The organism is Pseudomonas chlororaphis (genome assembly GCA_001023535.1).
GTDB classification, from domain to species: Bacteria; Pseudomonadota; Gammaproteobacteria; order Pseudomonadales; family Pseudomonadaceae; genus Aquipseudomonas; species Aquipseudomonas chlororaphis_E.
Genome location: CP011020.1, coordinates 2,980,379 through 3,005,459, shown reverse-complemented (window position 1 = coordinate 3,005,459; position 25,081 = coordinate 2,980,379). Strand labels below are relative to the sequence as shown.

At 62.8% G+C, this 25,081-nt stretch carries 24 protein-coding genes; 8 read left to right on the top strand and 16 right to left on the bottom strand.

What is annotated here, in order from left to right; genetic code table 11:
• Positions 1-138: 138 nt before the first annotated feature.
• The 3 genes from VM99_13275 (at position 139) to VM99_13265 (ending at position 3,196) form a co-directional block, all read left to right on the top strand.
• Complete coding sequence (locus VM99_13275; protein AKJ98993.1) at positions 139-1,284, top strand: beta-lactamase; 1,146 nt, start codon at positions 139-141, stop codon at positions 1,282-1,284.
• 118 nt (positions 1,285-1,402) lie between these two features.
• Complete coding sequence (locus VM99_13270; GenBank protein ID AKJ98992.1) at positions 1,403-2,524, top strand: membrane protein; 1,122 nt, start codon at positions 1,403-1,405, stop codon at positions 2,522-2,524.
• Positions 2,525-2,548: 24 nt separating this feature from the next.
• On the top strand, positions 2,549-3,196 hold the full coding sequence (locus VM99_13265; protein AKJ98991.1) for a pyridoxine 5'-phosphate oxidase: 648 nt from the start codon (positions 2,549-2,551) through the stop codon (positions 3,194-3,196).
• Here VM99_13265 and VM99_13260 read toward each other — a convergent pair.
• Complete coding sequence (locus tag VM99_13260; protein AKJ98990.1) at positions 3,144-3,428, bottom strand: 30S ribosomal protein S3; 285 nt, start codon at positions 3,426-3,428, stop codon at positions 3,144-3,146. The genes VM99_13265 and VM99_13260 overlap by 53 nt on opposite strands.
• Before the next feature lie 169 nt (positions 3,429-3,597).
• Between VM99_13260 and VM99_13255 the strand changes: the two genes are divergently transcribed.
• A complete protein-coding gene (locus VM99_13255) occupies positions 3,598-4,062 on the top strand; it encodes a membrane protein (GenBank protein AKJ98989.1) in 465 nt (154 codons plus the stop codon).
• A gap of 110 nt (positions 4,063-4,172) precedes the next feature.
• Here VM99_13255 and nhaA read toward each other — a convergent pair whose 3' ends face one another.
• Positions 4,173-5,366: a pH-dependent sodium/proton antiporter gene (gene nhaA / locus VM99_13250; GenBank protein ID AKJ98988.1), complete on the bottom strand. Its 1,194-nt coding sequence runs from the start codon at positions 5,364-5,366 to the stop codon at positions 4,173-4,175.
• 269 nt (positions 5,367-5,635) lie between these two features.
• Between nhaA and VM99_13245 the strand changes: the two genes are divergently transcribed.
• Positions 5,636-6,730, top strand: a complete 1,095-nt coding sequence (locus VM99_13245) for a cysteine synthase (GenBank protein AKJ98987.1) — start codon at positions 5,636-5,638, stop codon at positions 6,728-6,730.
• 57 nt (positions 6,731-6,787) lie between these two features.
• On the opposite strand, the gene VM99_13240 is transcribed toward VM99_13245, so the two are convergent.
• The 3 genes from VM99_13240 to VM99_13230 form a co-directional block, all read right to left on the bottom strand.
• The gene (locus tag VM99_13240; protein AKJ98986.1) at positions 6,788-8,401 is read right to left on the bottom strand and encodes a hypothetical protein; all 1,614 of its coding nucleotides are present in this window, start codon (positions 8,399-8,401) and stop codon (positions 6,788-6,790) included.
• 87 nt (positions 8,402-8,488) lie between these two features.
• Positions 8,489-9,163, bottom strand: a complete 675-nt coding sequence (locus tag VM99_13235) for a membrane protein (protein AKK01747.1) — start codon at positions 9,161-9,163, stop codon at positions 8,489-8,491.
• 79 nt (positions 9,164-9,242) lie between these two features.
• Entirely contained in the window at positions 9,243-9,842 is a 600-nt protein-coding gene (locus VM99_13230) for a short-chain dehydrogenase (GenBank protein AKJ98985.1), read from the bottom strand.
• 104 nt (positions 9,843-9,946) lie between these two features.
• Between VM99_13230 and VM99_13225 the strand changes: the two genes are divergently transcribed.
• Positions 9,947-10,861 (top strand): LysR family transcriptional regulator, encoded by a 915-nt coding sequence (locus VM99_13225; protein ID AKJ98984.1) that lies wholly within the window; start codon positions 9,947-9,949, stop codon positions 10,859-10,861.
• A 48-nt stretch (positions 10,862-10,909) separates the two neighbouring features.
• Here VM99_13225 and VM99_13220 read toward each other — a convergent pair whose 3' ends face one another.
• The 9 genes from VM99_13220 to VM99_13180 all read right to left on the bottom strand — a co-directional run bounded on the left by VM99_13220 (position 10,910) and on the right by VM99_13180 (position 18,589).
• A complete protein-coding gene (locus VM99_13220) occupies positions 10,910-11,425 on the bottom strand; it encodes a DoxX (GenBank protein AKJ98983.1) in 516 nt (171 codons plus the stop codon).
• Positions 11,422-12,183 carry a hypothetical protein gene (locus tag VM99_13215; GenBank protein ID AKJ98982.1) on the bottom strand — a complete coding sequence of 254 codons (762 nt, stop codon included), beginning with the start codon at positions 12,181-12,183 and terminating at the stop codon, positions 11,422-11,424. The genes VM99_13220 and VM99_13215 overlap by 4 nt, the downstream gene beginning before the upstream one ends.
• A complete protein-coding gene (locus VM99_13210; GenBank protein ID AKJ98981.1) occupies positions 12,180-13,067 on the bottom strand; it encodes a hypothetical protein in 888 nt (295 codons plus the stop codon). Before VM99_13210 ends, VM99_13215 begins: the two co-directional genes overlap by 4 nt.
• Before the next feature lie 25 nt (positions 13,068-13,092).
• Positions 13,093-13,398: a membrane protein gene (locus VM99_13205; protein AKJ98980.1), complete on the bottom strand. Its 306-nt coding sequence runs from the start codon at positions 13,396-13,398 to the stop codon at positions 13,093-13,095.
• A 191-nt stretch (positions 13,399-13,589) separates the two neighbouring features.
• Entirely contained in the window at positions 13,590-14,291 is a 702-nt protein-coding gene (locus VM99_13200; protein ID AKJ98979.1) for an ABC transporter ATP-binding protein, read from the bottom strand.
• Complete coding sequence (gene livG, locus VM99_13195; GenBank protein ID AKJ98978.1) at positions 14,292-15,059, bottom strand: leucine/isoleucine/valine transporter ATP-binding subunit; 768 nt, start codon at positions 15,057-15,059, stop codon at positions 14,292-14,294.
• Positions 15,056-16,312 carry a leucine/isoleucine/valine transporter permease subunit gene (gene livM, locus VM99_13190; GenBank protein ID AKJ98977.1) on the bottom strand — a complete coding sequence of 419 codons (1,257 nt, stop codon included), beginning with the start codon at positions 16,310-16,312 and terminating at the stop codon, positions 15,056-15,058. Before livM ends, livG begins: the two co-directional genes overlap by 4 nt.
• On the bottom strand, positions 16,309-17,232 hold the full coding sequence (locus VM99_13185) for a branched-chain amino acid transporter permease subunit LivH (protein AKJ98976.1): 924 nt from the start codon (positions 17,230-17,232) through the stop codon (positions 16,309-16,311). Before VM99_13185 ends, livM begins: the two co-directional genes overlap by 4 nt.
• Before the next feature lie 229 nt (positions 17,233-17,461).
• Positions 17,462-18,589: a leucine ABC transporter substrate-binding protein gene (locus VM99_13180; GenBank protein AKJ98975.1), complete on the bottom strand. Its 1,128-nt coding sequence runs from the start codon at positions 18,587-18,589 to the stop codon at positions 17,462-17,464.
• Between the two features lie 339 nt (positions 18,590-18,928).
• Here VM99_13180 and VM99_13175 point away from each other — a divergent pair, with 339 nt between their 5' ends.
• Positions 18,929-19,234, top strand: coding sequence for a hypothetical protein (locus tag VM99_13175; GenBank protein ID AKJ98974.1), 306 nt, complete (start codon positions 18,929-18,931; stop codon positions 19,232-19,234).
• 287 nt (positions 19,235-19,521) lie between these two features.
• On the opposite strand, the gene VM99_13170 is transcribed toward VM99_13175, so the two are convergent.
• Positions 19,522-21,696 (bottom strand): hypothetical protein, encoded by a 2,175-nt coding sequence (locus tag VM99_13170; GenBank protein AKJ98973.1) that lies wholly within the window; start codon positions 21,694-21,696, stop codon positions 19,522-19,524.
• Positions 21,697-21,984: 288 nt separating this feature from the next.
• Between VM99_13170 and VM99_13165 the strand changes: the two genes are divergently transcribed.
• Entirely contained in the window at positions 21,985-23,334 is a 1,350-nt protein-coding gene (locus VM99_13165; GenBank protein AKJ98972.1) for an MFS transporter, read from the top strand.
• Between the two features lie 190 nt (positions 23,335-23,524).
• Here VM99_13165 and VM99_13160 read toward each other — a convergent pair whose 3' ends face one another.
• The gene (locus VM99_13160; protein ID AKJ98971.1) at positions 23,525-25,042 is read right to left on the bottom strand and encodes a DSBA oxidoreductase; all 1,518 of its coding nucleotides are present in this window, start codon (positions 25,040-25,042) and stop codon (positions 23,525-23,527) included.
• Positions 25,043-25,081: the final 39 nt, after the last annotated feature.

The window sequence follows — 25,081 nt, the reverse complement described above, 5'->3', positions numbered from 1 at the left end:
CTTCGCAACCCAGCGGGGATAAATCCCCTCGCCACCAGGGCGGTGTCCAGCCAGCCGTCCTGTGGCGGTTCCCAAATGACCTAATGCCTGAAACAATGCCAGCCAATCTGAAAAGTCTTTGTTTCGAGGGAGTTGCGGGTGCAGATTCAAGGTCATTATGAACTTCAGTTCGAAGCCGTACGTGAGGCTTTCGCGGCGCTGTTCGACGACCCCCAGGAGCGCGGCGCCGCGTTGTGCATCCAGGTCGGCGGCCGGACGGTGATCGACCTGTGGGCCGGCACGGCGGACAAGGACGGTCATGAAGCCTGGCACAGCGACACCCTCGCCAATCTGTTCTCCTGCACCAAGACCTTCACCGCCGTCACGGCCCTGCAACTGGTGGCCGAAGGCAAGCTGCAGCTCGATGCCCCGGTAGCGCGCTACTGGCCGGAGTTTGCCGCCGCCGGCAAAGCCGCCATCACCCTGCGCCAGTTGCTCTGCCATCAGGCCGGGCTGCCCGCGCTGCGCGAACTGCTGCCACCTGAAGCGCTGTATGACTGGCAGGCCATGGTCGATGCGCTGGCCGCCGAAAGCCCCTGGTGGACGCCCGGCGAGGGCCATGGTTACGCCGCGATCACCTATGGCTGGTTGGTCGGCGAACTGTTGCGCAGGGCGGACGGTCGTGGTCCTGGGGAGTCCATCGTGGCCCGCGTGGCCAAGCCGTTGGGCCTGGATTTTCACGTGGGCCTGGCCGATGCCGAGTTCCATCGCGTGGCCCACATCGCCCGGGGCAAGGGCAACGTCGGCGACGCGGCGGCCCAGCGCCTGCTGCAAGTGACGATGCGCGAACCCACGGCCATGACCACGCGGGCCTTCACCAATCCGCCGTCGATCATGACCAGCACCAACAAGCCGCAATGGCGGCGCATGCAGCAACCCGCCGCCAACGGCCATGGCAATGCCCGCAGCGTGGCCGGTTTCTATGCCGGCCTGCTGGACGGCAGCCTGTTGGAAGGTGAAATGCTCGACGAACTGACTCGCCAGCACAGCTTCGGCGACGACAAGACATTGCTGACCCAGACCCGTTTCGGCCTGGGTTGCATGCTGGACCAGCCCGATGTACCGAACGCGACCTACGGCCTCGGCCCTCGGGCGTTCGGGCATCCGGGGGCAGGGGGCTCCATCGGTTTTGCCGATCCGGAACACGATGTCGCGTTTGGCTTCGTGACCAACACGCTGGGCCCGTACGTGCTGATGGACCCGCGCGCGCAGAACCTGGCGAGGGTCCTTGCCGCTTGTCTGTAAACGCCATTGAAGGCAATGGGCATAGGAACCTCATGCCCTTTTCAGTTTCCAAGCGTCTGTTTATGTGGCCTGAACACGGCCTTTAATTTATTCATTTACATCATTTTGTGGATATCCAATGTCATCGAATAAAACCCTCGCTCTGGCGCTGTGCTTCGCTATTACCGGTTGCGCACAAACTCCACAAAATGATGCCGAAGGCGGCGGTAGCTGGTGGTCCTTCGGTTCCTCCGACAAGGTCGCGGCCAAGGACCCTGCACCCGCTGCACCCGCTGCACCGGCAGCGCCCCTGAAACCCGCTGCCGTCGCGCCGCAGGCCAAGGCCGAGAGCGCCACGCACTGGTGGTGGCCGTTCTCCTCCGATGACAGCGCCGACGTGGCCAGTAAAGAGCCCGTGAAGCCCGAAGCCAAGGCGCCGGCCACGGTGGCCAAGGCCGAAGCCGAGAGCAATGGCAAGTGGTGGTGGCCGTTCGGCGGCAAGGAACAGGAAACCGCCAAGGCCGTGCCGATGCCCGATCCGAAGGTGACCCAAGCCTGGCTCGACGACTACGAGCCGAAGCTGCGCACGGCGATCCAGGACAGCAAGCTCGAACTTGAGCGTCGTGACAACGTGCTGGTGGTCACCGCGCCGGTGGACAGTTCATTCAACCCGGATCGCCCGGCCATGCTGCTGCCCGTGACCCTCGGCCCGTTCACCCGGGTGGCGAAGATCCTCGAAGCCGACCCGAAGACCGCCGTGCTGGTCCTCGGCCACGCCGACACCTCGGGCGCCGCGCCGGCCAACCTGAAGCTCAGCCAGGAGCGTGCCCAGGCCGTGGCGGCGATTTTCCGTCTCAGTGGTCTGCAGCGTGATCGCCTGATGCTGCGTGGCATGGGGGCGGTATCGCCCCGTGCCGCCAACGACAGCGCTGAAGGCCGCGCCTTGAACCGTCGCGTGGAGCTGCTGGTGACCCCGCAGAACACCATGGTGGCGCTGCTGAGCAAGTACAACATGCCGGCCCCGGCGCCCGTGACGATGGTGGCCGCCCAGGACGCGAAGCCTGCCGCCCCGGCACCTGCCCCTGTGGCCAAGAAAGCCGCAGCGCCAGCGACCAAGAAAGCGCCTGCGAAAAAAGCCGCGGCCAAGGCTCCTGCCAAGAAAGCGCCAGCCAAGACCGCGACCCCAGCGAAGAAAACCCAACCGGCCAAAGCCGCCACGGACACCAAGAAAGTCGCGGCCGCCGATACGCCCAAGCAGTGATGGGCTCACCACAAGGAACGCGCCATGACCCAATCGCTGGCTGATATGCGCCGCGACTACACCCGTGATGGCTTGACCGAGGCCCTGGCCCCGGCCGAGCCGTTTGCACTGTTCCACCAATGGTTCGCCGAGGCGGTCAAGACCGAACAGGCGCCGGTGGAGGCCAACGCCATGACCCTGGCAACGGTGGATGCCGACGGCCGCCCCCATTGCCGCGTCCTGTTGCTCAAGGGGCTGGATGCCCAGGGCTTCACGTTCTTCACCAACTACGACAGTGCCAAGGGCCAGCAACTGGCGGCGAACCCGTTCGCGGCCATGACGTTTTTCTGGCCAGGCCTGGAGCGCCAGGTGCGCATCGAGGGCACGGTGGTGAAGGTCACAGCGCAGGAGTCTGACGCCTATTACCAGGTGCGCCCGTTGGGCAGCCGTCTCGGCGCGTGGGCGTCACCCCAGAGCCGGGTGATCGCCGGGCGCGGTGAGCTGGAAGATCTGCTCAAGGCCACCGAGCAGCGCTTCAGTGACAGCCAACCCCACTGCCCGGAGCATTGGGGCGGCTATCGCTTGCTGCCCGAGCGCATCGAATTCTGGCAGGGCCGCCCGAGCCGTTTGCACGATCGCCTCAACTACCGCCTGCAAGGGGCGAGCTGGACGCGCGAGCGTCTGGCGCCTTAGCATCGGGATAGTCTGCCGCGGCGGTTTTAAGCCACTGCGGCAGGTCCCGGCGCTTGATTCCTTGCTCCCGCGCACGAGCCAGCTGTTGCAGCATGTAGGCTTTTTTCTGCTCATCCCCTGCTGCCAGCGACAACGCCAGGTCGCGGTCCACCCAGCGTTTGATCCGCACGTACAGCCACCAGTGGAAGTACAAACCGGCCACGGTGGTTGCGACGATGATGAAGTAATCCATGAAAAATCCCAGGTTGATGACGCAGGTTTTGGAAATAGACGCTACTGTTTGGTGAATTTTTCGGGCGCGCCTGTATCCCACCTGAATGAAAGCAATTTTATCCCGGCGAGGCCGTGACAGGCGTCAAGTTGGGGAGTTTAATGAATTCCTGTCTTTTGGAGCTGATGCTATGCGTAAGTCTGTTCTACTGGTTGCTTCCTTTTCTACGATGGCGATGTTGCTCACTGGCTGTCAGTCGAGCCTGACCGGTGACTCCTACTCCCGTGACGAGGCGCGTCGCGTGCAGACGATTCGCATGGGCACCATCGAATCCTTGCGTCCAGTCAAGATCGAAGGCACCAAGACCCCGATCGGCGGCGCGGCTGGTGCCGTGGTGGGTGGCGTGGGTGGCAGCGCCATCGGCGGCGGCCGTGGCAGCATCGTTGCTGCGGTCATCGGTGCCGTGGCGGGTGGGCTGATCGGCTCTGCCACCGAAGAAGGCCTGACCCGTACCCAGGGCGTGGAAATTACCGTTCGTGAGGACGACGGCAGCATGCGTGCCTATGTGCAGCAGGTTCAGGAGAACGAGGTGTTCCGTGTGGGTGAGCGGGTGCGTATTTCCACTGTCGATGGGACGAGTCGCGTATCGCACTGATGGGGTTGTTCTGATGGGGAAACGGCGCTTGGTCCTGGAGGGGAGAGCGCCGTTTTTCTTTGAGGGTGCCTGACACAGGCATTGCCCTGTGCCAGTAATCTCTGCCGGGGTTAGCCCAACCCCGGCGTGGAAGCGGGCTTCCGGCTGGCGGCGGCGGTGACTGCGTAGCCCAGTAACGCCGCCAGGATCGAGCCGGTGAGGATGCCCATGCGGTCCATACCGGCGTAGTCGCTGACGCCGGGCTCGAAGGCCAGGGAACCGACGAACAGGCTCATGGTGAAGCCGATGCCACACAGGATGGCCACGCCCAGCACCTGGCCCCAGTTGGCGCCGGCGGGCAGGTTGGCGATGCCGATCTTCACGGCCAGCCAGGTCAAGCCAAAGACGCCCACGGTCTTACCCAGCAGCAGGCCGATGGCGATGCCCATCGGTACGTGGTGGGTGAAGCTTTCGAGCGTCACGCCGCTCAGGGACAGTCCGGCGTTGGCGAAAGCGAACAGCGGCAGGATGCCGTAGGCCACCCAGGGATGCAGGGCATGTTCCAGGGTCTGCAGGGGCGAGGTCTCGGCGTTTTTCGTGCGCAATGGGATGCAGAACGCCAGGGTGACCCCGGCCAGGGTGGCGTGGACACCGCTCTTGAGTACGCAGACCCAGAGAATCAGGCCCACGACCATGTACGGCCCGAGCTTGACCACACCCATCCGGTTCATCGCCACCAGCGCGGCGATGCAGGCGGCTGCCAGTATCAGGGACAAGGTGGACAGGGCGCCGGAATAGAAGATGGCGATGATGATAATGGCCCCGAGGTCGTCGATGATTGCCAGGGTCATCAGGAACAGCTTGAGCGACACCGGCACCCGCTTGCCCAGCAGTGCCAGGACCCCCAGGGCGAAGGCGATATCGGTGGCGGTTGGAATCGCCCAGCCGGCGAGGGCGGCCGGGTTATCGCGGTTGAGGAACCAGTAGATCAGCGCCGGGACCAGCATGCCGCCAATCGCCGCCGCGCCGGGCAGGACGATCTGCGAAGGGTTGGACAACTGGCCATCGAGGACCTCGCGTTTGACTTCCAGGCCGATCAGCAGGAAGAACAGGGCCATCAGGCCGTCGTTGATCCACAACAGCAGCGGCTTGGCGATCTTCAACGCGCCGACCTGGGCGACCACCGGGGTGTCCAGCAAGCCGTTGTACAGCCAGGACAGCGGTGAGTTGTTGATGACCAGCGCCAGTATGGCGGCGGCGATCAGCAGCAGGCCACTGGCGGCCTCCAGTTGGAAGAAGCGTGTCAGGGAATTACGTAGAGCCAAGATTTGCTCTCCATTCATCGAATCAAAAAGTCGCCACACCCTAACCCGTACTGTTAGTTGTTAAAACAAAAGTTATATTCTTTTTTGTTATATGTCGTTACAACGACCCTGTCACGCGGTTGGGCAGTTACGGGCCATATTGGACCTTAGCTGTACCTGTGCGCGATGTCGGTTTTTTCCTAAGCTGGCGACTGGTTTTTCCGAATCAATCCGTGCCTGCCTGACCGCGGGGGATATCCCCGTGTGAACCGATCCTGTGAGAAAACACCATGAACGACCATCGCCAGTGGGCGCGCGAAGCGATCCGCATCATCGAGGCTGATTTCCAGCGCAGCGCCGATACCCACCTGATTCCACTGCCGTTGCCGGGCCTGCCGGGCATCGAGCTGTATTTCAAGGATGAATCCAGCCATCCCACTGGCAGCCTCAAGCACCGGCTGGCGCGTTCGTTGTTTCTCTATGCGTTGTGTAACGGCTGGCTCAAGCCCGGCGCGCCGGTGATCGAGGCGTCCAGTGGCTCGACGGCGATTTCCGAGGCGTATTTCGCCAGGCTCCTGGGGCTGCCCTTTATCGCGGTGATGCCGGCGACCACCTCCAGGGAAAAAATCGCCCAGATCGCTTTCTACGGTGGCCAGAGCCATCTGGTGGAGGATCCTACGCAGATCTACGCCGAATCCGAACGCCTGGCCCGTGAGCACGACGGCCACTTCATTGACCAGTTCACTTATGCCGAACGCGCGACGGACTGGCGGGCCAACAACAACATTGCCGAATCGATCTTCCAGCAGATGCGCTTCGAGCATTACCCGGAGCCGAGCTGGCTGATCTCCAGCCCCGGCACAGGGGGCACCACGGCCACCCTGGGACGATACGTGCGTTATCGCCAGCACCACACGCGCGTGCTGTGCGCCGATGCCGAGCGCTCGGTGTTCTTTGACTATTACCGCAGCGGCGACGCCAGCCTGCGCCTGGATTGCGGCTCGCGCATCGAGGGTATCGGCCGGCCACGGGTCGAGGCGTCGTTCCTGCCGAAAGTCATCGATGCGATGGTCAAGGTTCCGGATGCCCTGTCGCTGGCGGCCATGCACTACTTGGCCCAGCGCCTGGGGCGACGGGTCGGTGGCTCCAGCGGCACCAACCTGATCGGGGCGCTGATTGCCGCACGGCGAATGGTCGACGGGGGCGAGTCTGGGTCGATCGTGGCGATCTTGTGCGATGGCGGTGAGCGTTATGCGACCACTTATTACGACCCCGCCTGGCTCAACGCCCAAGGCTATGAGCTGGACGGATTGATCGCGGTCGTTGCGGCGAGTGTGGAGCGGGGAGAGGCGCTGCCCGAGAGCGTATTGCGGGCCAATATCTGAGCCACGCACCTGCTTTGTGGGAGCGAGCAAGCTCGCTCCCACAAAGCAGGTTTTTCGTCAGGCTTGGAGGCCGAGCATGTCTCGCGCCACGGCCTCGGCAATCCGGATCCCGTCCACGCCCGCCGAGAGAATCCCGCCCGCGTAACCGGCGCCTTCACCTGCCGGGAACAGGCCTTTGACGTTCAAGCTCTGCAGCGATTCATCACGGGTGATGCGCAGCGGCGACGAGGTGCGGGTCTCGATCCCGGTCAGTACGGCATCGTGCAGCGAATATCCGCGAATCTGCTTCTCGAATGCCGGCAGGGCCTCACGGATGGCTTCGATGGCGAAGTCCGGCAGGGCCAGGGCCAGGTCGCCCAGGGAGACGCCGGGCTTGTAGGACGGTTCGACGCTGCCCAAGGCCGTCGACGGCTTGCCGGCGATGAAGTCGCCCACCAGTTGCGCCGGGGCTTCGTAGTTGCTGCCGCCGAGCACGAACGCGTGGGATTCCAGGCGCTCCTGCAACTCGATGCCCGCCAGCGGGCCGCCGGGGTAATCCACTTCCGGGGTAATGCCGACGACGATGCCGGAGTTGGCATTGCGTTCGTTGCGTGAGTACTGGCTCATACCGTTGGTCACGACGCGATTCGGCTCGGAGGTCGCGGCCACCACGGTGCCGCCCGGGCACATGCAGAAACTGTAGACCGAGCGGCCATTCTTGGCGTGGTGCACCAGCTTGTAGTCAGCGGCACCGAGTTTCGGGTGCCCGGCGTACTTGCCCAGGCGCGCGTTGTCGATCAGCGATTGCGGGTGTTCGATACGGAAACCCACCGAAAACGGCTTGGCTTCCATGTACACGCCACGACCGTGGAGCATGCGGAAGGTGTCCCGCGCGCTGTGGCCCAAGGCCAGGATCACATGCCTGGAGTGGAGGCGTTCGCCGCTGGCCAGTTCGACGCCGACCAGTTGGCCGTCCTCGATGAGCACGTCGGTAACCCGCTGCTGGAAACGCACCTCGCCGCCCAGGGCGCGAATTTCCTCACGCATGTTTTCCACTACGCCTGTCAGGCGGAACGTACCGATATGGGGCTTGCTAACGTAGAGGATTTCTTCCGGCGCACCGGCCTTGACGAACTCGTGCAAGACCTTGCGGCCGAGGAATTTCGGATCCTTGATCTGGCTGTAGAGCTTGCCATCGGAGAATGTCCCCGCGCCGCCTTCGCCGAATTGCACGTTGGATTCGGGGTTGAGCACGCTTTTGCGCCACAGGCCCCAGGTGTCCTTGGTGCGCTGGCGCACTTCCGGGCCGCGTTCGAGGATGATCGGCTTGAAGCCCATCTGCGCCAGCAGCAGAGCGGCGAAGATCCCGCAGGGACCGAAGCCGACCACGATCGGCCGTTCACTCAGTTCGCTTGGAGCCTGGCCCACTGCTTTGTAGCTGACGTCGGGCGCTTCGTTGATGTTGCGGTCATCGGCGAACTTGCGCAGCAGGCCGGCTTCGTCGCGCACCGTCAGGTCGATGGTGTAGATGAAGCACAGCTCGGAAGACTTCTTGCGTGCGTCGTAGCTGCGCTTGAACAAGGTGAAGTCGAGGAGTTCATCGCTGGCGATGCCCAGGCGCTGCAGGATGGCAGCGCGCAGGTCTTCTTCGGGATGGTCGAGCGGCAGCTTGAGTTCGGTGATTCGTAACATGGCGGGGTCCGGTTCGCGGGGCGCACAACTGCGCCAGGGCGTTCTTCAAACCAGCGATTATAAGCTGCAATCCCTCGCCGCAGTGAATCAGTCGTCGCGAGCGCCACCGAAATAGGCGCAGCCGCGCTGAACCTGGCCGTTGACCCGCACTTCGGCGCTCATGTGCTGGACACTGCCGGTGACGCTGTCGATGCAGCGCTGGGGCGCGACCCAGAGTTCGACCTTCTGGCCGTTGGCTTCGGTGCTGAGGTTGAAGCGGCCGTCCCCCAGTTGTTCCTCCAGGTAGGGCACCGCCAGGGCCGGCTGGCCTTCACGTTCGAGCACCAGGCCCTTGCCGTTGGCCTTCAGGTCCCATTGCGGACCATGCCCGGAGGCACGCAGGACCAGCCGCTTGAAATTGCCGTCGTCGCACGCGCTGCCCGAGCGTTCGAGGCGATACAACTGCTCCAGGTCCAACTGGCTGTCGGCCCCCGCCGTGGCGCTGGACACAATGCGACCTCGCACATCGGCAAACAGCTTGCCCTGGTTGTCGGCCAGGCTCGCGGCCTGTTGCAGCACGCTGGTGCCGCCGCTGTCGTTGACGATATAGCGGCGCTGTTCCTGGCAGGGCTGGAACACCAGTTTGCCATCGGCGGCCGTCAGTTCGCCTTGCATGCGCGTTTGCCCGGCGTGGGAAACGCTTTGGCGTGGCGCGTCGAGCAACTGGCAGCCGGCGAACAGCGGCAGGAGGGCGATAAACAGCAGGGAGCGGGCGGCACGCATCATTGGGTCTCCAGACAGGTGCCGCCACGTTACTCAGACTGATCCCGCATCACAAGCAGGAGCGTAGGCAAGATGCTGTTTAGCCCACGTGAAAGGTCTGACCGGTTTGTAGGCCTTCGACGCTTTTGGAGTAGGCCAATGCCACGTCGACGGCGGGCACTGGCTTGTATCCGCGAAAGTACGGGGCGTACTTGTCCATCGCCTCCAGCAGCACGTTCGGGCTCACCGAATTGACTCTCAAGCCCCTTGGCAACTCGATGGCCGCCGCGCGGACAAAACTGTCCAGGGCCCCGTTGACCAAGGCCGCCGACGCGCCGCTCTTGATCGGGTCGTGGCTGAGCACCCCGGTGGTGAAGGTGAAAGAGGCGCCGTCGTTGGCGAATTCGCGGCCGATGAGCAGCAGGTTGACCTGGCCCATCAGCTTGTCTTTCAAGCCCAGGGCGAAGCTTTCTTCGCTCATGTCGCCCAAGGGCGCGAAGGTGACATTGCCGGCGGCGCAGACCAGGGCATCGAAGCGCCCGGTCTTTTCGAACAGGGCGCGGATCGAGGCGCTGTCGCTGATGTCCACTTGCAACTCGCCGCTGTTGCGGCCGATGCGAATGATGTCGTGGCGCGGCGACAGTTCGTGGTCGATGGCCGAACCGATGGTGCCGTTGGCGCCGATCAACAGGATTTTCATGGGCTGTTCCTCTATGGATGGGAAGAGGTTGCAGTCTAGAAGGGTTCCTTTTGTTGATAATCGTGCTAATAGGCAACCTTTGGTTTTCAATTGGAAACAATCCAATGAGCGAGATGGATGACCTGGCGGCGTTTGCCGTATTGATGGAGGCCGGCAGCTTTACTCTGGCGGCGCAACAGTTGGGCTGTAGCAAGGGCCAGTTGTCCAAGCGCATCAGCCTGTTGGAAAGCCGCTTCAGCGTGGTGCTGCTGCAACGCACCACCCGGCGCCTGAGCCTCACGGCGGCGGGGGCGGCGTTGTTGCCCCAGGCCCAGGCGCTGCTGGTGCAGGTGGAAAAGGCGCGTCAGGCATTGGCCCGATTGAAGGACGACGTGGCCGGGCCGGTGCGTATGACAGTTCCGGTGTCGTTGGGCGAAACCTTTTTTGAGGGTTTGCTGGTGGAGTTCGCTCACACGTATCCCCATGTGCAGATTGAACTGGAACTCAGCAACGGCTACCGCGACCTGGCCCGCGAAGGCTTCGACCTGGCGATCCGCTCGGACGCCGCCATCGACGAGCGACTGGTGGCTCGGCCGTTGTTGGCGTGGCACGAAATGACCTGCGCCAGCCCGGCTTATCTCGACCGTCATGGCGAACCGGACACGCCCCAGGCCCTGGCGGAGCACCGCTGCCTGCTCAACAGCCATTACAGCGGCCGGGAGGAATGGTTGTACCACCAGCAGCACGAACTGCTGCGGGTCCGGGTGTCGGGGCCGTTCGCCAGCAACCACTACAGCCTGTTGAAAAAAGCCGCCCTGGCCGGTGCCGGAATCGCCCGGCTGCCGTCGTACCTGTTGCACGAAGAATTGGCTGACGGGCGCTTGCGACGGATCCTGAGCGGTTTTCAGACTCGGCGCATGCCGATGTACTTGGTGCATCCCTATCAAGGTGGCCTGCCCAAGCGGACGCAGGTGCTGGCCGACTATCTGATCGACTGGTTCAAGCGCAGCGGTGAAGCGTTGGACCGTCTCCAGGGATAGCGCCACACAGGCCCTGGTGGGAAGGCGCCTGCTCGCGAAAACAGTGGATCAGTCGCCAGTGCTGTTTTTGACACCGCGCTTCTGTGAGCAGGCTCGCTCCCACACAGCGACCCAGTGGTCAATTGACAGTTTGCCGGGCCCGCGTGCCATCAAGTAGAGCAGCACGGCGGCCCAGGTGCCATGGGTCGGATAGGCATCCGGGTAGACGAAGGTCTGGATGGTCAGGGTCATGCCCAGCAGCGCCAGCGCCGAGAAACGCGTGGCAAGCCCCAGCAGGATCAGCACGGGGAAAAAGTGCTCGGCGAATGCCGCCAGGTGAGCCGCGACCTCTGCCGACAACAACGGCACAGGGTATTCACTCTTGAACAGTGGAACGGTCGAGTCGGCCAGGTGCGGCCAACCGAGCTGGAAGGTGCCGTCGATCAGGTCGATGGCCAGCCCTTCAACCTTGGTCTGCCCGGATTTCCAGAACACCGCGGCAATGGAGAACCGCGCAATGAAGGCGATCAGGCTGTGTGGAATCTGTTCCAACAGGGCGATAGCGCGTGTGACGAGCGTGTTCATGGCAAGACCTTGTCGTGATGCAAGCAAGTGATGGCGTGGTGGTTGATCAGCAGCGCCAGGGTGTGGCCCGGGTCGGCGTCCGGCGCAAAGGCCCACGCCTGGTCCAACGACAGGCCGTTTTGCAGGTGCTGGATGAAGGTGTATGTCGCGTGGTCGATAGCGAACACTTCGACGTCGAGCCCATTGCGCAGGACCAGGGCTTGTTGTGCCTGGCCCGGATCGATGCCGGCGAGTGTCTCCCCGGCCTGATGAGCGGCCCAGATCGCCACGACCGCGAAGGCTGAGGCGAGCAGGTGCACGGACGGATGAAGCATCACGCGCAGCGTGCCCAGCGAGGGCGGGGCGGCGAGTGCCGCGGCCAGGAGCCCAAGGTCCGCGGCCTGGGCGTCAGCGGCGTGGTAGGCCAGTGTGCGCAGTCGTTCCAGCCGGGCCACATCCGCCAGGTACGGCACGGAGGACGCCGGTTCGAAACGCTCGATGAAATCCGCCAGGCCGGCGCCGTAGCGATTCATCAGTGGGCTGTCGGGTGCGCAGGCTTGCGCGTGAACGCCCGCCATGGCCTGGAAGAACTCATCGCCAACCAATTGCCGAACCACCGGGTAGCCGTCCGCCAATGCGTTGATCAATGAGCCCAGGACGTTGTTGCGATACACCGCGAAGCGGCTCGCCGGGTCGGCGCCGTTGGCGCAGCACAAACCGGGTGGGCACGCCTGCCGGGGGTCGAGCAGGGCGGCGGCGAATGTGGCCTGGCTGCTCATATCAGCCTCCGCGCGCCGTGCAGCAGTTCGTCGGCCTGGCGGGCTTCCTCCTGCAAGACGCTGAAGGCCGGTACTTGGTTATCTCGCTCGATCAGGGTTGCCACCGGACCGATGCGCTTCAGCACTTGCCGATACAACGCCCAGACCGCCAGGTCGATGGGGGCGCCATGGTCGTCGATCAGTAAACGGTCACCCAGGCTGTCGGCATCTTCGGCAAACCCGGCCAGGTGTATCTCGCCCACGGCGTGCAGCGGCAAGGCATCGAGATAAGCCAGGGGATCGCGCTGGTGGTTGACGCAGGACACGTAGAGGTTGTTGACGTCCAGTAGCAGGCCGCAACCGGTGCGGCGGATGACATCGCCGAGGAAGTCGGGCTCGTCAATGGTCGAGCGTTCGAATGCCAGGTAGGTCGCCGGGTTTTCCAGCAACATCGGGCGCTTGAGGGTTTCCTGCACGTGTTCGATGTGGTCGCAGACGCGGTCCAGCGTTTGCGCGTCGTAGGCCAGGGGCAGCAGGTCGTTGAGAAACACCGGGCCATGGCTCGACCAGGCCAGGTGTTCGGAAAAGGCTTGGGGTTGATAGCGTTCGATCAGTTCGGCGAGGCGCTTGAGGTGCACCTCATCCAGCTTGCCCTCGGTGCCGATGGACAGGCCGACGCCGTGCAGCGACAGCGGATAGTGTTCGCGGATCAAACCCAGGTAATGATGAAACGGGCCGCCGGCCACCATGTAGTTTTCGGCGTGGACTTCAAAGAAACCGATATCGGGCCTTGAACCGAGCACTGCTTGGAAGTGCCCGGTCTTGAGCCCCAGCCCGGCACGGGGCGGGAGCTCGACTCGGGCTGCCTGGGCGCCGGGGACAGCAGGTTTGCAAGACGTGGTCATGATAGACACTCAGGCAGCCAGGGGATCAGGACTTGGCTTTGAAGGCTTCGAGCTGGCCGAAACCGGTCGGCGACGTTTTGCTTTCGGTGGTCATGCAAGTGCCTTTCGGGACGAGTTTCCAGGCGTTGCCCTGGTAGTCCATCTTGGCGGTGCCGGCACAGGTCGTGCCCGCCCCGGCGGCGCAGTTGTTTTGCCCTTTCATGGCGACGCCAAAGCATTTTTCCATGTTGTCGTGAGCGGCGTGGGCGGTCGATACGGCGGCGATGCTCAGCGCGGAACCCAGGGCCAGGACCAGGGCGGAAGCGGACAGGGTGCGGGTGGTAGCGGACATGATGTTCTCCAGTTCTTCTTGGGAAATGAACCGGCGTGAGCGCCGGTCTGCTGAACTAGAGACGGGATGTGGGGAAGTGTTACAGCAAGTGCTTGAATTTTTTCCCAGCGGGAGCAAGCGCCCTCGCCACGGAGCGGTGCAGGTGTGCAAAAAAAAACGGCCCGAAGGCCGTTTTCTGTTGGCTGCAACCGTTAACCGCCCAGGTACGCCTCGCGCACTTTCGGGTCGGTCAGCAAGGCTTCACCGCTGCCTTGCATCACTACGCGACCGTTTTCCAGCACGTAGGCCCGGTCGGCGATCTTCAGGGCCTGGTTGGCGTTCTGCTCCACCAGGAACACCGTCACGCCATCCTTGCGCAGCTGTTCGATGATGTCGAAGATCTGCTGGATGATGATCGGCGCCAACCCCAGGGACGGCTCGTCGAGCAGCAGCAGCTTGGGCTTGCTCATCAGCGCACGGCCGATGGCGAGCATTTGCTGTTCGCCGCCGGACATGGTGCCGCCGCGTTGGGTAAAACGCTCTTTCAGGCGTGGGAAAAGGTGCAGGACCTTGTCCATCTGTTCCTGATAGTCGCCCTTGTCGGTGAAGAACCCGCCCATGGCGAGGTTTTCTTCCACGGTCAGTCGGGCAAACACCCGACGACCTTCCGGCACCACCGCGATGCTCTTGCGCATGATCTGCGAAGAGTCCTGGCCCACCAGTTCCTCGCCCATGTAGCGGATGCTGCCGCTGCGGGCCTGGGGCGAACCGCAGAGGGTCATCAGCAGCGTGGACTTGCCGGCGCCGTTGGCACCGATCAGCGTCACGATTTCGCCCTGGCGGACGTCGACGTTGACACTGTGCAGGGCCTGGATCTTGCCGTAGAAGGTGGAAACGTTTTCGAACTGCAGCATTTACGCTTCCCCCAGGTAGGCTTTGATCACTTCAGGATTGTCGCGGATCTGGTCCGGCGTGCCGTCGGCCAGGGGCGTGCCCTGGTTGATCACCACGATGTGGTCGGAAATGCTCATGACCAGTTTCATGTCGTGCTCGATCAGCAGCACCGTGACGTTGTGCTCCTCGCGCAGCACGCTGATCAGTGCCTTCAGGTCTTCGGTTTCCTTGGGGTTCAGGCCGGCGGCCGGTTCGTCGAGCATGAGGATCCGCGGACGGGTCATCATGCAGCGGGCGATTTCCAGGCGCCGTTGCTGACCGTAGGCCAGGGTGCCGGCGGTCCGGTTGGCGAACTCCTTGAGGTTGACCTTCTCCAGCCAGTACTCGGCGTATTCCATGGCCTCGCGTTCGCTCTTGCGGAACGACGGGGTCTTGAACAGGCCGGCAAAGAAGTTGGTGTTCAGGTGACGGTGCTGGGCGATCAGCAGGTTCTCGATCGCCGTCATGTCCTTGAACAACCGCACGTTCTGGAAGGTGCGCACCACGCCCTTGAGGGCGATCTTGTGCCCCGGCAGGCCCTGGATCGGCTCGCCGTCCAGCAGGATGCTACCGCCGGTTGGCTGGTAGAAGCCGGTCAGGCAATTGAACACCGTGGTCTTGCCCGCGCCGTTCGGCCCGATCAAGGCAACCACCTGTTTCTCTTTCACGGTCAGGGCCACGCCATTGACCGCCAGCAAGCCGCCGAAGCGCATGCTCAAATTTTCAACCTTGAGGATCTCGCGGCTCATTTGCGCAGCTCCATGTGAGGGCGTTGCATAGGCAGCAGACCTTGGGGACGCCAGATCATCATCAGCACCATCAGGGCGCCGAACATCAACATGCGGTATTCGCTGAATTCACGCATCATTTCAGGCAACAGGATCATCACCACGGCGGCCAGGATCACCCCCAACTGCGAGCCCATCCCGCCCAGCACCACGATGGCGAGGATGATCGCCGACTCGATGAAGGTGAAGGACTCCGGCGTCACCAGGCCCTGGCGGGCGGCGAAGAAGCTGCCGGCGAAACCGGCGAAGGCGGCGCCCAGGGTGAAGGCCGAGAGCTTGATCACGGTCGGGTTGAGCCCCAGCGCGCGGCAGGCGATCTCGTCTTCGCGCAGCGCTTCCCACGCACGGCCGATCGGCATGCGCAGCAGGCGGTTGATCACGAACAGCGCGGCCAGGGCCAGCAACAGGGCAACGAGGTAGAGGAAGATGACCTTGTTGATCGAGTTGTATTCCAGGCCGAAGTATTCGTGGAACGTCTGCAGGCCTTCGGCGGCCTTGCGCTCGAAGGTCAGGCCGAAGAACGTCGGCTTCTCGATGTTGCTGATGCCGTTCGGACCACCGGTGATGTCGGTCAGGTTGCGCAGGAACAGACGGATGATCTCGCCGAAGCCCAGGGTCACGATGGCCAGGTAGTCACCCCGCAGGCGCAGCACGGGGAAGCCCAGCAGGAAACCGAAGGTGGCGGCCATCATCCCGGCGATCGGCAGGCAGATCCAGAAGCTCAGGCCGAAGTAATGGGACAGCAGCGCATAGCTGTAGGCCCCGACGGCGTAGAAGCCCACGTAGCCCAGGTCCAGCAGGCCGGCCAGGCCCACCACGATGTTCAGGCCGAGGCCGAGCATCACGTAGATCAGGATCAACGTGGCGATGTCCACCGCGCCGCGCGAACCGAAGAACGGCCACACCAGCGCGCCGACGATCAGGGCCAGGATGATCCAACGCTGGGTGGTCGGCAGGGTCAGGAAGTGGCTGGCCTTGGCCGGGATCACCGGCAGGCCGGGCGAGGACTTCCAGGCCGCGCTGATCTGGGTGCTGAACAGCACGCGCAGGAACATCAACAGCGAGCACGCGGCGATGGTCATCAGGATGGCCGGGCTGGTGCCGTGCACTTCCAGGTTGATGCCGACGATGGTCAGTTTGAGACCGAGTACCGGGTAGGCCACGGCCCAGACCAGCAGGGCGCTGAAAAGCGCCGATTTGAGATGCCTAGTCATACTTTTTCAACCTCCGGACGGCCCAGGATGCCGGTCGGCCGGAATAACAGGACCAGAACCAACAAGCCGAACGCCACGACGTCCTTGTACTGGTCGCCGAAGATATCGGCGCCAAAGGCTTCCGCTACGCCCAGCACCAACCCGCCGAGCATGGCGCCGGGGATGCTGCCGATACCACCCAGCACCGCGGCGGTGAAGGCCTTGAGGCCGACGAGGAAACCGGCGTTGGGGTTGATCACGCCGTATTGCATGCTCAACAGCACCGCGGCGACGGCCGCCAGGGCCGCACCGATGACGAAGGTCAGGGCGATGATGTTGTTGGTGTTGATGCCCAGCAGGTTGGCCATCTTGATGTCTTCGGCACAGGCGCGGCAGGCGCGGCCCAGGCGGGAGCGGGAGATGAACAGCGTGAGGCCGAGCATGGCGAGCAGGGTCACCACGAACACCACGATTTGCATGTACGAAATCAGCACTTCATGTGCGCCACCTGGCCCGATGGCGAAGTTGCCCGGAATCAGGTTGGGAATGGATTTGTCCTTGGAGTCTTGCGAAAGCAGAACCGTGTTCTGCAGGAAGATCGACATGCCGATGGCGGAAATCAGCGGGATCAGACGGTTGCTGCCGCGCAAGGGGCGGTAGGCGATCCGTTCGATGCTGTAGCCATAGGAACTGGTGACCACGATGCTCGCGATGAAAGCCGCGGTCATCAACAGCGGGACACTGTCGAGTCCCATCATGCTCAGCCCGGCGATGGCGATGAACGCCACGTAGGAGCCGATCATGTACACCTCGCCGTGGGCGAAGTTGATCATTCCAATGATGCCGTAGACCATCGTATAGCCGATGGCGATCAGGGCATACGTGCTGCCAACGGTCAGGCCGTTAACCAGCTGCTGGAAGAAGTGATAGATGTCAGGCATTACAGCGCTCCTAAAAACCTGATACGCATTTCACTGGTGGAGTCATTTTCCCGCCCGGCCCCGTGGATCTGCATCCACTTCGAGCACGAGGTTGGCCAGCGAACCGCTGATGACGGTTTTGAGATTTTCAGGTGGGGAGACTGGCGGATCACGCCAGCGCGGCCCAATACATTCAAAACAAAGCCCACGGCACGCCGTGGGCTTTATTGGCAGTCAGTCAGGCCAGGCCTTACTGAGGCGAAACTTCGGTTTTAGGCTTGCCGAAGTGCCACTCGTAGACCACGAACTTGAAGTCCTTCAGGTCGCCCTTGGCGTCGAAGCTCAGGTCGCCGGTTGGGGTCTTGAAGGTGCCGGCGTGGATGGCTTCGGCCACTTTGGTCGGGTCTTCGCTCTTGGTTTCGGTGATGGCTTGGGCAATCACCTGGACGGCGGAGTAGGACGGGAACACGAACGGACCGCTCGGGTCTTCCTTCTTGGCCTTGAAGGCGTCAGCCAGGGCGATGTTGGCCGGATCCTGGTCGAAGGACTTCGGCAGGGTCACCAGCAGGCCTTCGGAGGATTCCTTGGCAATCTGCGAGATGGAGTCGTTGCCCACGCCTTCCGGGCCCATGAACTTGGCCTTCAGGCCCTTTTCCTCGGACTGACGCAGGATCAGGCCCAGCTCCGGGTGGTAGCCGCCGTAGTAGACGAAGTCGACGTTGGCTTGCTTGAGCTTGGCGATCATCGAGGAGAAGTCTTTGTCGCCGGCGTTCACGCCTTCGAAGACGGCCACTTTCACGCCTTTCTTCTCGAGGGTCGATTTCACCGCGCTGGCGATGCCTTCACCGTACTGCTGCTTGTCGTGCAGGACCGCAACGACCTTCGGCTTGACGTGGTCGGCGATGTAGTTGCCGGCCGCCGGGCCCTGGGCGCTGTCCAGGCCGATGGTGCGGAAGATCATCTTGTAGCCGCGAGCGGTGATGTCCGGGCTGGTGGCCGCCGGAGTGATCATGATCACGCCTTCGTCTTCGTAGATGTCCGAAGCCGGCTGGGTGGAGCTGGAGCACAGGTGGCCGACCACGAACTTGACGCCGTCGTTGACGACCTTGTTCGCAACGGCAACCGCTTGTTTTGGATCGCAGGCATCATCGTATTCAACGGCGACGAGTTGCTTGCCGTTCACGCCGCCCTTGGCGTTGATCTGCTCGATGGCCATCTTGGAGCCACTGAACTGCATGTCGCCGTATTGGGCTACAGGGCCGGTTTTCGGGCCGGCGATGCCGATCTTGATGGTGTCTGCGGCGAACGAATGGCTGGCCACCCCGGCCAGAACCATAGCGGCAAACAGTTTGGAAATCTGCTTAGTAGCCTTAGTCATAGTGCTCCACTCATGCTGTTGTAGTTTTTATAGTCCTGGCGCCGTAGCAGCAGAACCGGGTCAGATATCTTGGATATCCTCGCGGAAAATGCCCCCGGCAACTGTACCGGTACAGTGTAGAGCGCCGATTGTTGGCAAGGGAAGCTGGCGCTTGGGGGCAAATCCGGAGGGTGTCGCTTTATTGAAAGAAAAAGACAGAATAGCGGCGGGGTTTCTCCGGTCAAATCGGCATTCCCTGGCACCTGCTGCACTTTTCAATCGGCCCTCCATTTACTACCGGGTTTTTCTGCCGGACCACCGACGTTATCATTCGCGCCGATTTCTTTTCCGGACAGGCCCATGAACCAAGAACCTAGCACCCTCTATGCCAAGCTGCTCGGTGAAACCGCATCCATCACCTGGAAGGAGCTGGAACCGTTCTTCGCCAAGGGTGCCCTATTATGGGTCGACCCGGCACTGGATTTGATCGCCGCCGCCGAAGCCGTGGCCCAGGACGAAGGCGAGAAAGTCTCCGCCTGGTTGGCCGGCGAGCAGCTCGCGAAACTGTCTGAAACGCGGGCGCTGGATTTTCTGGAGCGTGATCCGCAGCTCTGGGCGGTGGTGGTTTCGCCTTGGATCCTGATCCAGGAAAGGGCGTCGAAGTGATCGATGCACCATCTTGGGTCGCTGCGCGCGCGGTACAAAAGTGTGTAGGTGAGTAGCGTGATGGCATCCTGCCGTGGTGAAACGCCACAGGGCAGGGTGACGTATACGTAACGGGAACAGTTTATTGAGCAGCCTTAGGGCTGCTTAATTGTTTCTGGATGTTGTTCAGGTGCAGGATTCAGGACCGCTATCGCGAGCAAGCTCGCTCCCACAGTGGGTCTGTGTACACAGAACCCTGTGGGAGCGAGCTTGCTCGCGATTGGAGGCAACACGGTGCTGCGCCGGACTCAGTAAGTCCTGCCTGTATGGTTGTTAAGGGAAATAACCTTGGTCTTGCCGATCCGGTGGCGGTAGATCTCGCGCAGGTACTTGATGGCCTTTTTCACGCAGTCGCGTGACAGGCGGATGTCATTGATCGAGACGAACTTCTCCTTGTCGTTGATCAGCTCGCGGTATTTCTTCTCGTACATCGGCTTGATGGCGTACCAGTTGGTGTCGAGGATCTTCGCCGGGTTTTCGAACTCGTTGAGCAGGTCGTCGATGCGTTCTTCGTCGAAGTCTTCGTTGATGATGAAGTCCAGGATCGAGTTGTCCAGGGTGTCGTCGAAGCGGTACGGCGTGCGGGCGAAGCAGCGCTTGATGAACGCCACGATCAGGGTCAGGAAGTCATCCGACAGGCACGGGCTCTTGGCGATCAGGGTGGTCAGCGACAGGTTGGCCGAGGCGCCGATCACCAGCGCGTAACGCTTGAGCGTGGTGTTGGGGAACAGGCTGTTGAGGTGGGTCTTGAGCCGGTTCAGGTCCATGTAGGACAGCTTGTAGTCCTTGGGCAAGGACACGATCGACACCACCGACGAGCAGTTCTTGAAGAAGTGCAGGTCATGCAGGGCCGCGGCGTCGTAGCCGGAGTTCTTGTACTGCTCCAACGACGCCCGGTAGCGCTTGGATTCGATCGGCAACAGGCTGATGCCTTCGATGGCCTGGGTGACCTTGTTGAAGTGCGGCAGGTCGATGGAGCGGAAGAACAGGTCGTCGATGTTCAGGCGTGGCGGCTCTTTCTCGAACACCTTGAACTTGTCACCGCTCGGCGCCGGGGTTTCCGGGACCACCGATTCGGCGTAGGCAATGGCCACCGGGCCGGCCAGGCTCATGAACAGGTCGTTGGCGTCCAGGCGAATGGTTTCGCCGATGTCGATGCCGGCCCGACGGAAATAGTTCTGGTCGTAATCGGTGGTGACCGCCTGGGCGGTCAGGATGTTGAAGATCTGCTGGGAGATGTACTGGTTGGCGTGTTTCTCCATGGCGTTGACATCGATGTTCTGGATGTTGCCGTCGTCGCTTTCCTCGGCATAACGCATGATGTCGTTGGAGATCAGCATCATCGCGTTCCATGGGCGGATCCGGCCCATGACGCTGGCTTCGCTGCTGTCTTCATTGGCGAAGTTGTATGAAAAATCCCATTCTTCCGAGAGGTATTTGCACAGCAGCCGCCCGGCGTTGATGTGCAGCGCCTCGGACATTTCACTGCGGTGGTCGGAAATGTTCGGCAGCACGCAGATGCCGCTGGTGAAGATCGGCTCGAAGACGAATGAGTGGCCGCTCTTGCTGTCGTGTTCGTCCATCGGCTTGGTGTCGAACGTCTTGTTCATGTACGAGTACTGCTGGGCCAGGCCGAACTCCGAGGCCATGCCCGAACCGGTGCCACCACCGGCACTGAAGATCGAGAAATACAGGCGCGATTGGTTGGCCTTGATGCCGCAGCTGTCGATCAGGTACGAGTGGATCATTTTCCAGTCGGGGCTGGAGAAACGCTGGGTGTCCTTGTTCAGGATGATCTTGGCCAGGTACTGGCCCAGGATCGGCGCGTTACCGGCGCCGCCGGCGTGGACCTCCGACAAGTCCATGATTTTCATCTTGCTGTAGTCACGCAAAAAGCCGCTCTTTTCGCCCTTGCGTGAGAAGCGGATGCGCCCGGCGATGTCCTTGTCCAGGTCGCCGAGCATGACCAGCGGTTCCACCAGGAACACCGGCTTGCTGGCCTTGCCGGTGCCCAGGCGCAGGTTGTGACGGATCCACTGCGCGGGGCTGTAGCCCTTGTCGTAGTGCTTGTCTTCGGCGTTGAACTCGTTGAGGTAGAACTTGCGCGCGTTGTAAACCAGCTCCGCCACGTCCAGGGCGATGTTGGAGCCGCAGCGGCCCAGGCCGATCAGGCACACCGACGGGAATTCCTGCTGGTTGCGGTCGTATTCGTCATCCACCAGGTGCGGTGGGCGCGGGAACACGGTGTCGCGCAGGCCGTCGAGGTTGTCGAGGATGCGGTCGGTATTGGTCTCGGTGAAGTACAGGTACTGCTGGGTCGACAAGGGGCGTGAGGCGCTCGACACCGTCGACGTTTCAAAGCCGTTGGCGGCCGGGCCCAGGGTCAGATCGGATACCGCAGTGGCTGTTTTTTTGGAAGTCATTGTGCGCCGTACGCCTGAACTGGTGGGTTGGACGACCGCTGTCATCGAACCATAGCGGATGAAAGAAGCTTCATGATGGATCGGCCACCGGGACATGATCTTTAATCGAGAACCGGCAAAATGATGGCAATTGTTACGGTATGTTGACCGCCATCAAGAAAGGCCTTGGCCGCCATGGTCGGGTATCAGCCTGGCGAATGATCGCAGACATCCCGCACGCCGCTGTCTAGATTGCAAATTCAGGGCTCGGATGCTCGCCGTTGCCCAAAAACAATAAGAGACGGACCCATGCAGAACTCGACCCAAGCGGCGAATGCCTGGCGCATTCTGTTCCTGCTGTTCCTCGCCAACCTGTTCAACTTCTTCGACCGCACCATCCCGGCGATCATCATCGAGCCGATCCGCATGGAGTGGAGCCTCAGCGACTTCCAGATCGGCATCATCGGCACCGCCTTCACCATCGTCTACGCCATTGCCGGGCTGCCGCTGGGGCGCATGGCCGACACCGGCTCGCGCAGCAAACTGATGGGCTGGGGCCTGGCCACCTGGAGCGCGCTGACGGCGGTCAATGGCCTGGTGGGCAGTTTCTGGGCATTTCTGGTGGTGCGCATGGGCATCGGCATCGGCGAGGCCAGTTACGCGCCGGCGGCCAACTCGCTGATCGGCGACCTGTTCCCGGCCCATCGCCGGGCGCGAGCCATGGGCATCTTCATGCTGGGCCTGCCGATCGGGTTGCTGCTGGCCTTCTTCACCATCGGCGCGATGGTCAAGGCGTTCGACAGCTGGCGCGCGCCGTTCTTCATCGCGGCCGTGCCGGGGCTGGTGCTGGCGGTGTTCATGTTCTTCATCAAGGAACCCAAGCGCGGCGCGGCGGAAACCGTGCAGGTGTCCCAGGACAAGATCGACCGGCCGATCCGCCGGGTCCTGGCCATTCCGACGTTCCTGTGGCTGGTGCTGGCGGGGCTGTGCTTCAACTTCGCCACCTACGCCTGCAACTCCTTCCTGGTGCCGATGCTGCAACGCTATTTCCAGTTGTCGCTGCCTGATGCGGCGGTGGCCACCGGGATCATGGTCGGTGTGACGGGGCTGTTCGGGCTGACCCTGGGCGGCTGGGTCGCCGACAAGATCCATCAGCGGGTGGCCAGTGGTCGCCTGCTGTTCGCGGCGTTCAGCCTGGTCATCTCGACGGTCACCACCGCCTGGGCCTTGCACGCCGGGCGGATCGAAATCGGCGTGTTCGTCGCGGTGTTCAGTGTCGGCTGGCTGTTTGCCTATAACTTCTACACCTGCGTGTACACGGCGATCCAGGACGTGGTCGAGCCGCGCTTGCGGGCCACGGCGATGGCGCTGTTCTTTGCCGGGCTGTACCTGCTCGGTGGCGGGCTGGGGCCGGTGGTGGTGGGCGGGCTGTCGGACTACTTCGCCCGCACCGCCATGGCGGCGGCCGGCGCCCCGCAGATGACCGAAGCCTTCAAGGCCATCGGCTTGCACGACGCGATGTACCTGATTCCGGTGGCCCTGTTTATGACCATGGTGTTCCTGTTCCTGGCCTCGCGCTGTTTCGTGCGCGATGCCAAGCGGATGAAGGATGGCATGAGTGCGGTGGTGGAGCCGATGGGCGCAGCGGCGACAGCATAAGGCACACAAGAAGCAGCCTTGCACAATTTCCCTGTGGCGAGGGAGCTTGCTCCAGCTGGGCCGGGCTGGCGCTCCAGCGCGAAGCCGCCCCAATGCTGGGTCGGCTGACCCAATTTTTAGGTCTGCTGCGCAGCCCAGCGGGAGCAAGCTCCCTCGCCACAGGTGGCTGCGTTAACCAGAGGTTTGGTATTTACCGCACTTTCTCATCCCGCCCACGCAACAAATGGTTCGGCATCGCGGCGGCGGCCGCCAAACCCAGCAGCGACACCGCCGCGCTGATCAGCAACAGGTGCCGGAACGTCGCCTGCAGTTCCTGGCGCAGGGCGCCCTGTGCCTCACCCGGCGCGGCGTTCAGGCCGTCCAGCAGCACGTTGCCGGAGTGCCCTTCGCCGATCAGCGAGGTCCCGGCGAATTGGGCGAAGCTGGAGTCCTGCAGCAGGGCCAGTAGCAACGCCGACATCAAGGCTACGCCCACCGCCCCGCCAAGGGAGCGGAACAGGTTGGTGGTGCTGGTGGCGACCCCGATGTCCTGTTGCTGCACCGAGTTCTGCGAGCCCACCAGGGACGTGGGAAATTGCATCCCCGAGGCGATGCCGCTGAGCAGCATGAACAGGCTGCTCAGCCAGAAGGCGCCGGGGGGCGTGAAGGCCATGCCGAGGATGGCAAAGGGGAAGAGCAGGGCGCCGCTTAAGATCATCGGTTTGTAGCGCCCTGTCACCGAGGTCCGGCGCCCGGCGCAATAGGCGCCGATCGGCAGCCCCATGGCCAGGGGCAACAGGTGCAGCGCCGCGCTGTCGGCGCCGGCGCCGGTCACGCTCTGGAAGCGCAGCGGCACCAGCACCGTCAAGGAAATCGCCTGGAAGCTGGTGAAGAACACCGTGCACCAGCACAGCACCGCGCTGCGGTTGGCAAACAGGTGCATCGGCAGCAGCGGTTCCCGGGCCCGGCGCTCGTGCCAGACGAAAATCCCCAGGCCCACCACCGCGCAACCGAGCAAGCCCAGTACGTCGCGGCTGTACCAGGCGTAACCCTGGCCGATCTGGGTAATGCCCAGCAGCAGGGCCGTCAGGCCGATGATCAGCAACACCGTGCCCAGGTAGTCGATGATCGGCGTGCGCTGCGGCACCGGCAGCCCGACCAGGGTGCGCCGGGCCACCCACCAGGCCGCCAGGCCCAGCGGCAGGTTGATCAGGAACACCCAGCGCCACGACAGGTATTCGGTCATGTAGCCGCCCAGCACCGGCCCGGCCACGCTGGCTACGGCGTACATGCTGCTGAAGTAACCCTGGTAGCGGCCGCGCTCGCGGGGCGGGATGATGTCGCCGATGATCGCCTGGCTCACGGAGATCATGCCGCCGGCGCCGATGCCTTGGACAATCCGCGCCATCACCAATTGCTCCATGTCCTGGGCCAGGCCGCAGAACAGCGAAGCCAGGGTGAACAGGCCCATGCCGAACAGCATCAGCGGCCGTCGCCCGTAGAGGTCGCCGAGCTTGCCGTAGATCGGCACCGCCACGGTCATGGCGACCATGTAGCCGGAGATCACCCAGGCCAGCAGGCTGACGTCCTTGAATTGCGCAGAGATGGCCGGCATCGACACGGCGACGATGGTCTGGTCCAGGGCGCTGAGGAAAATCGCCAGCATCAGCGCGACCAGGATGCTGCGGATGGCCGGCTTCTGGGCTTGCGGGGTGTTGAGCTGGGTCACGGCAAAACCTGCGGGCGTCACGCCGGTAGGGCGAAGGGA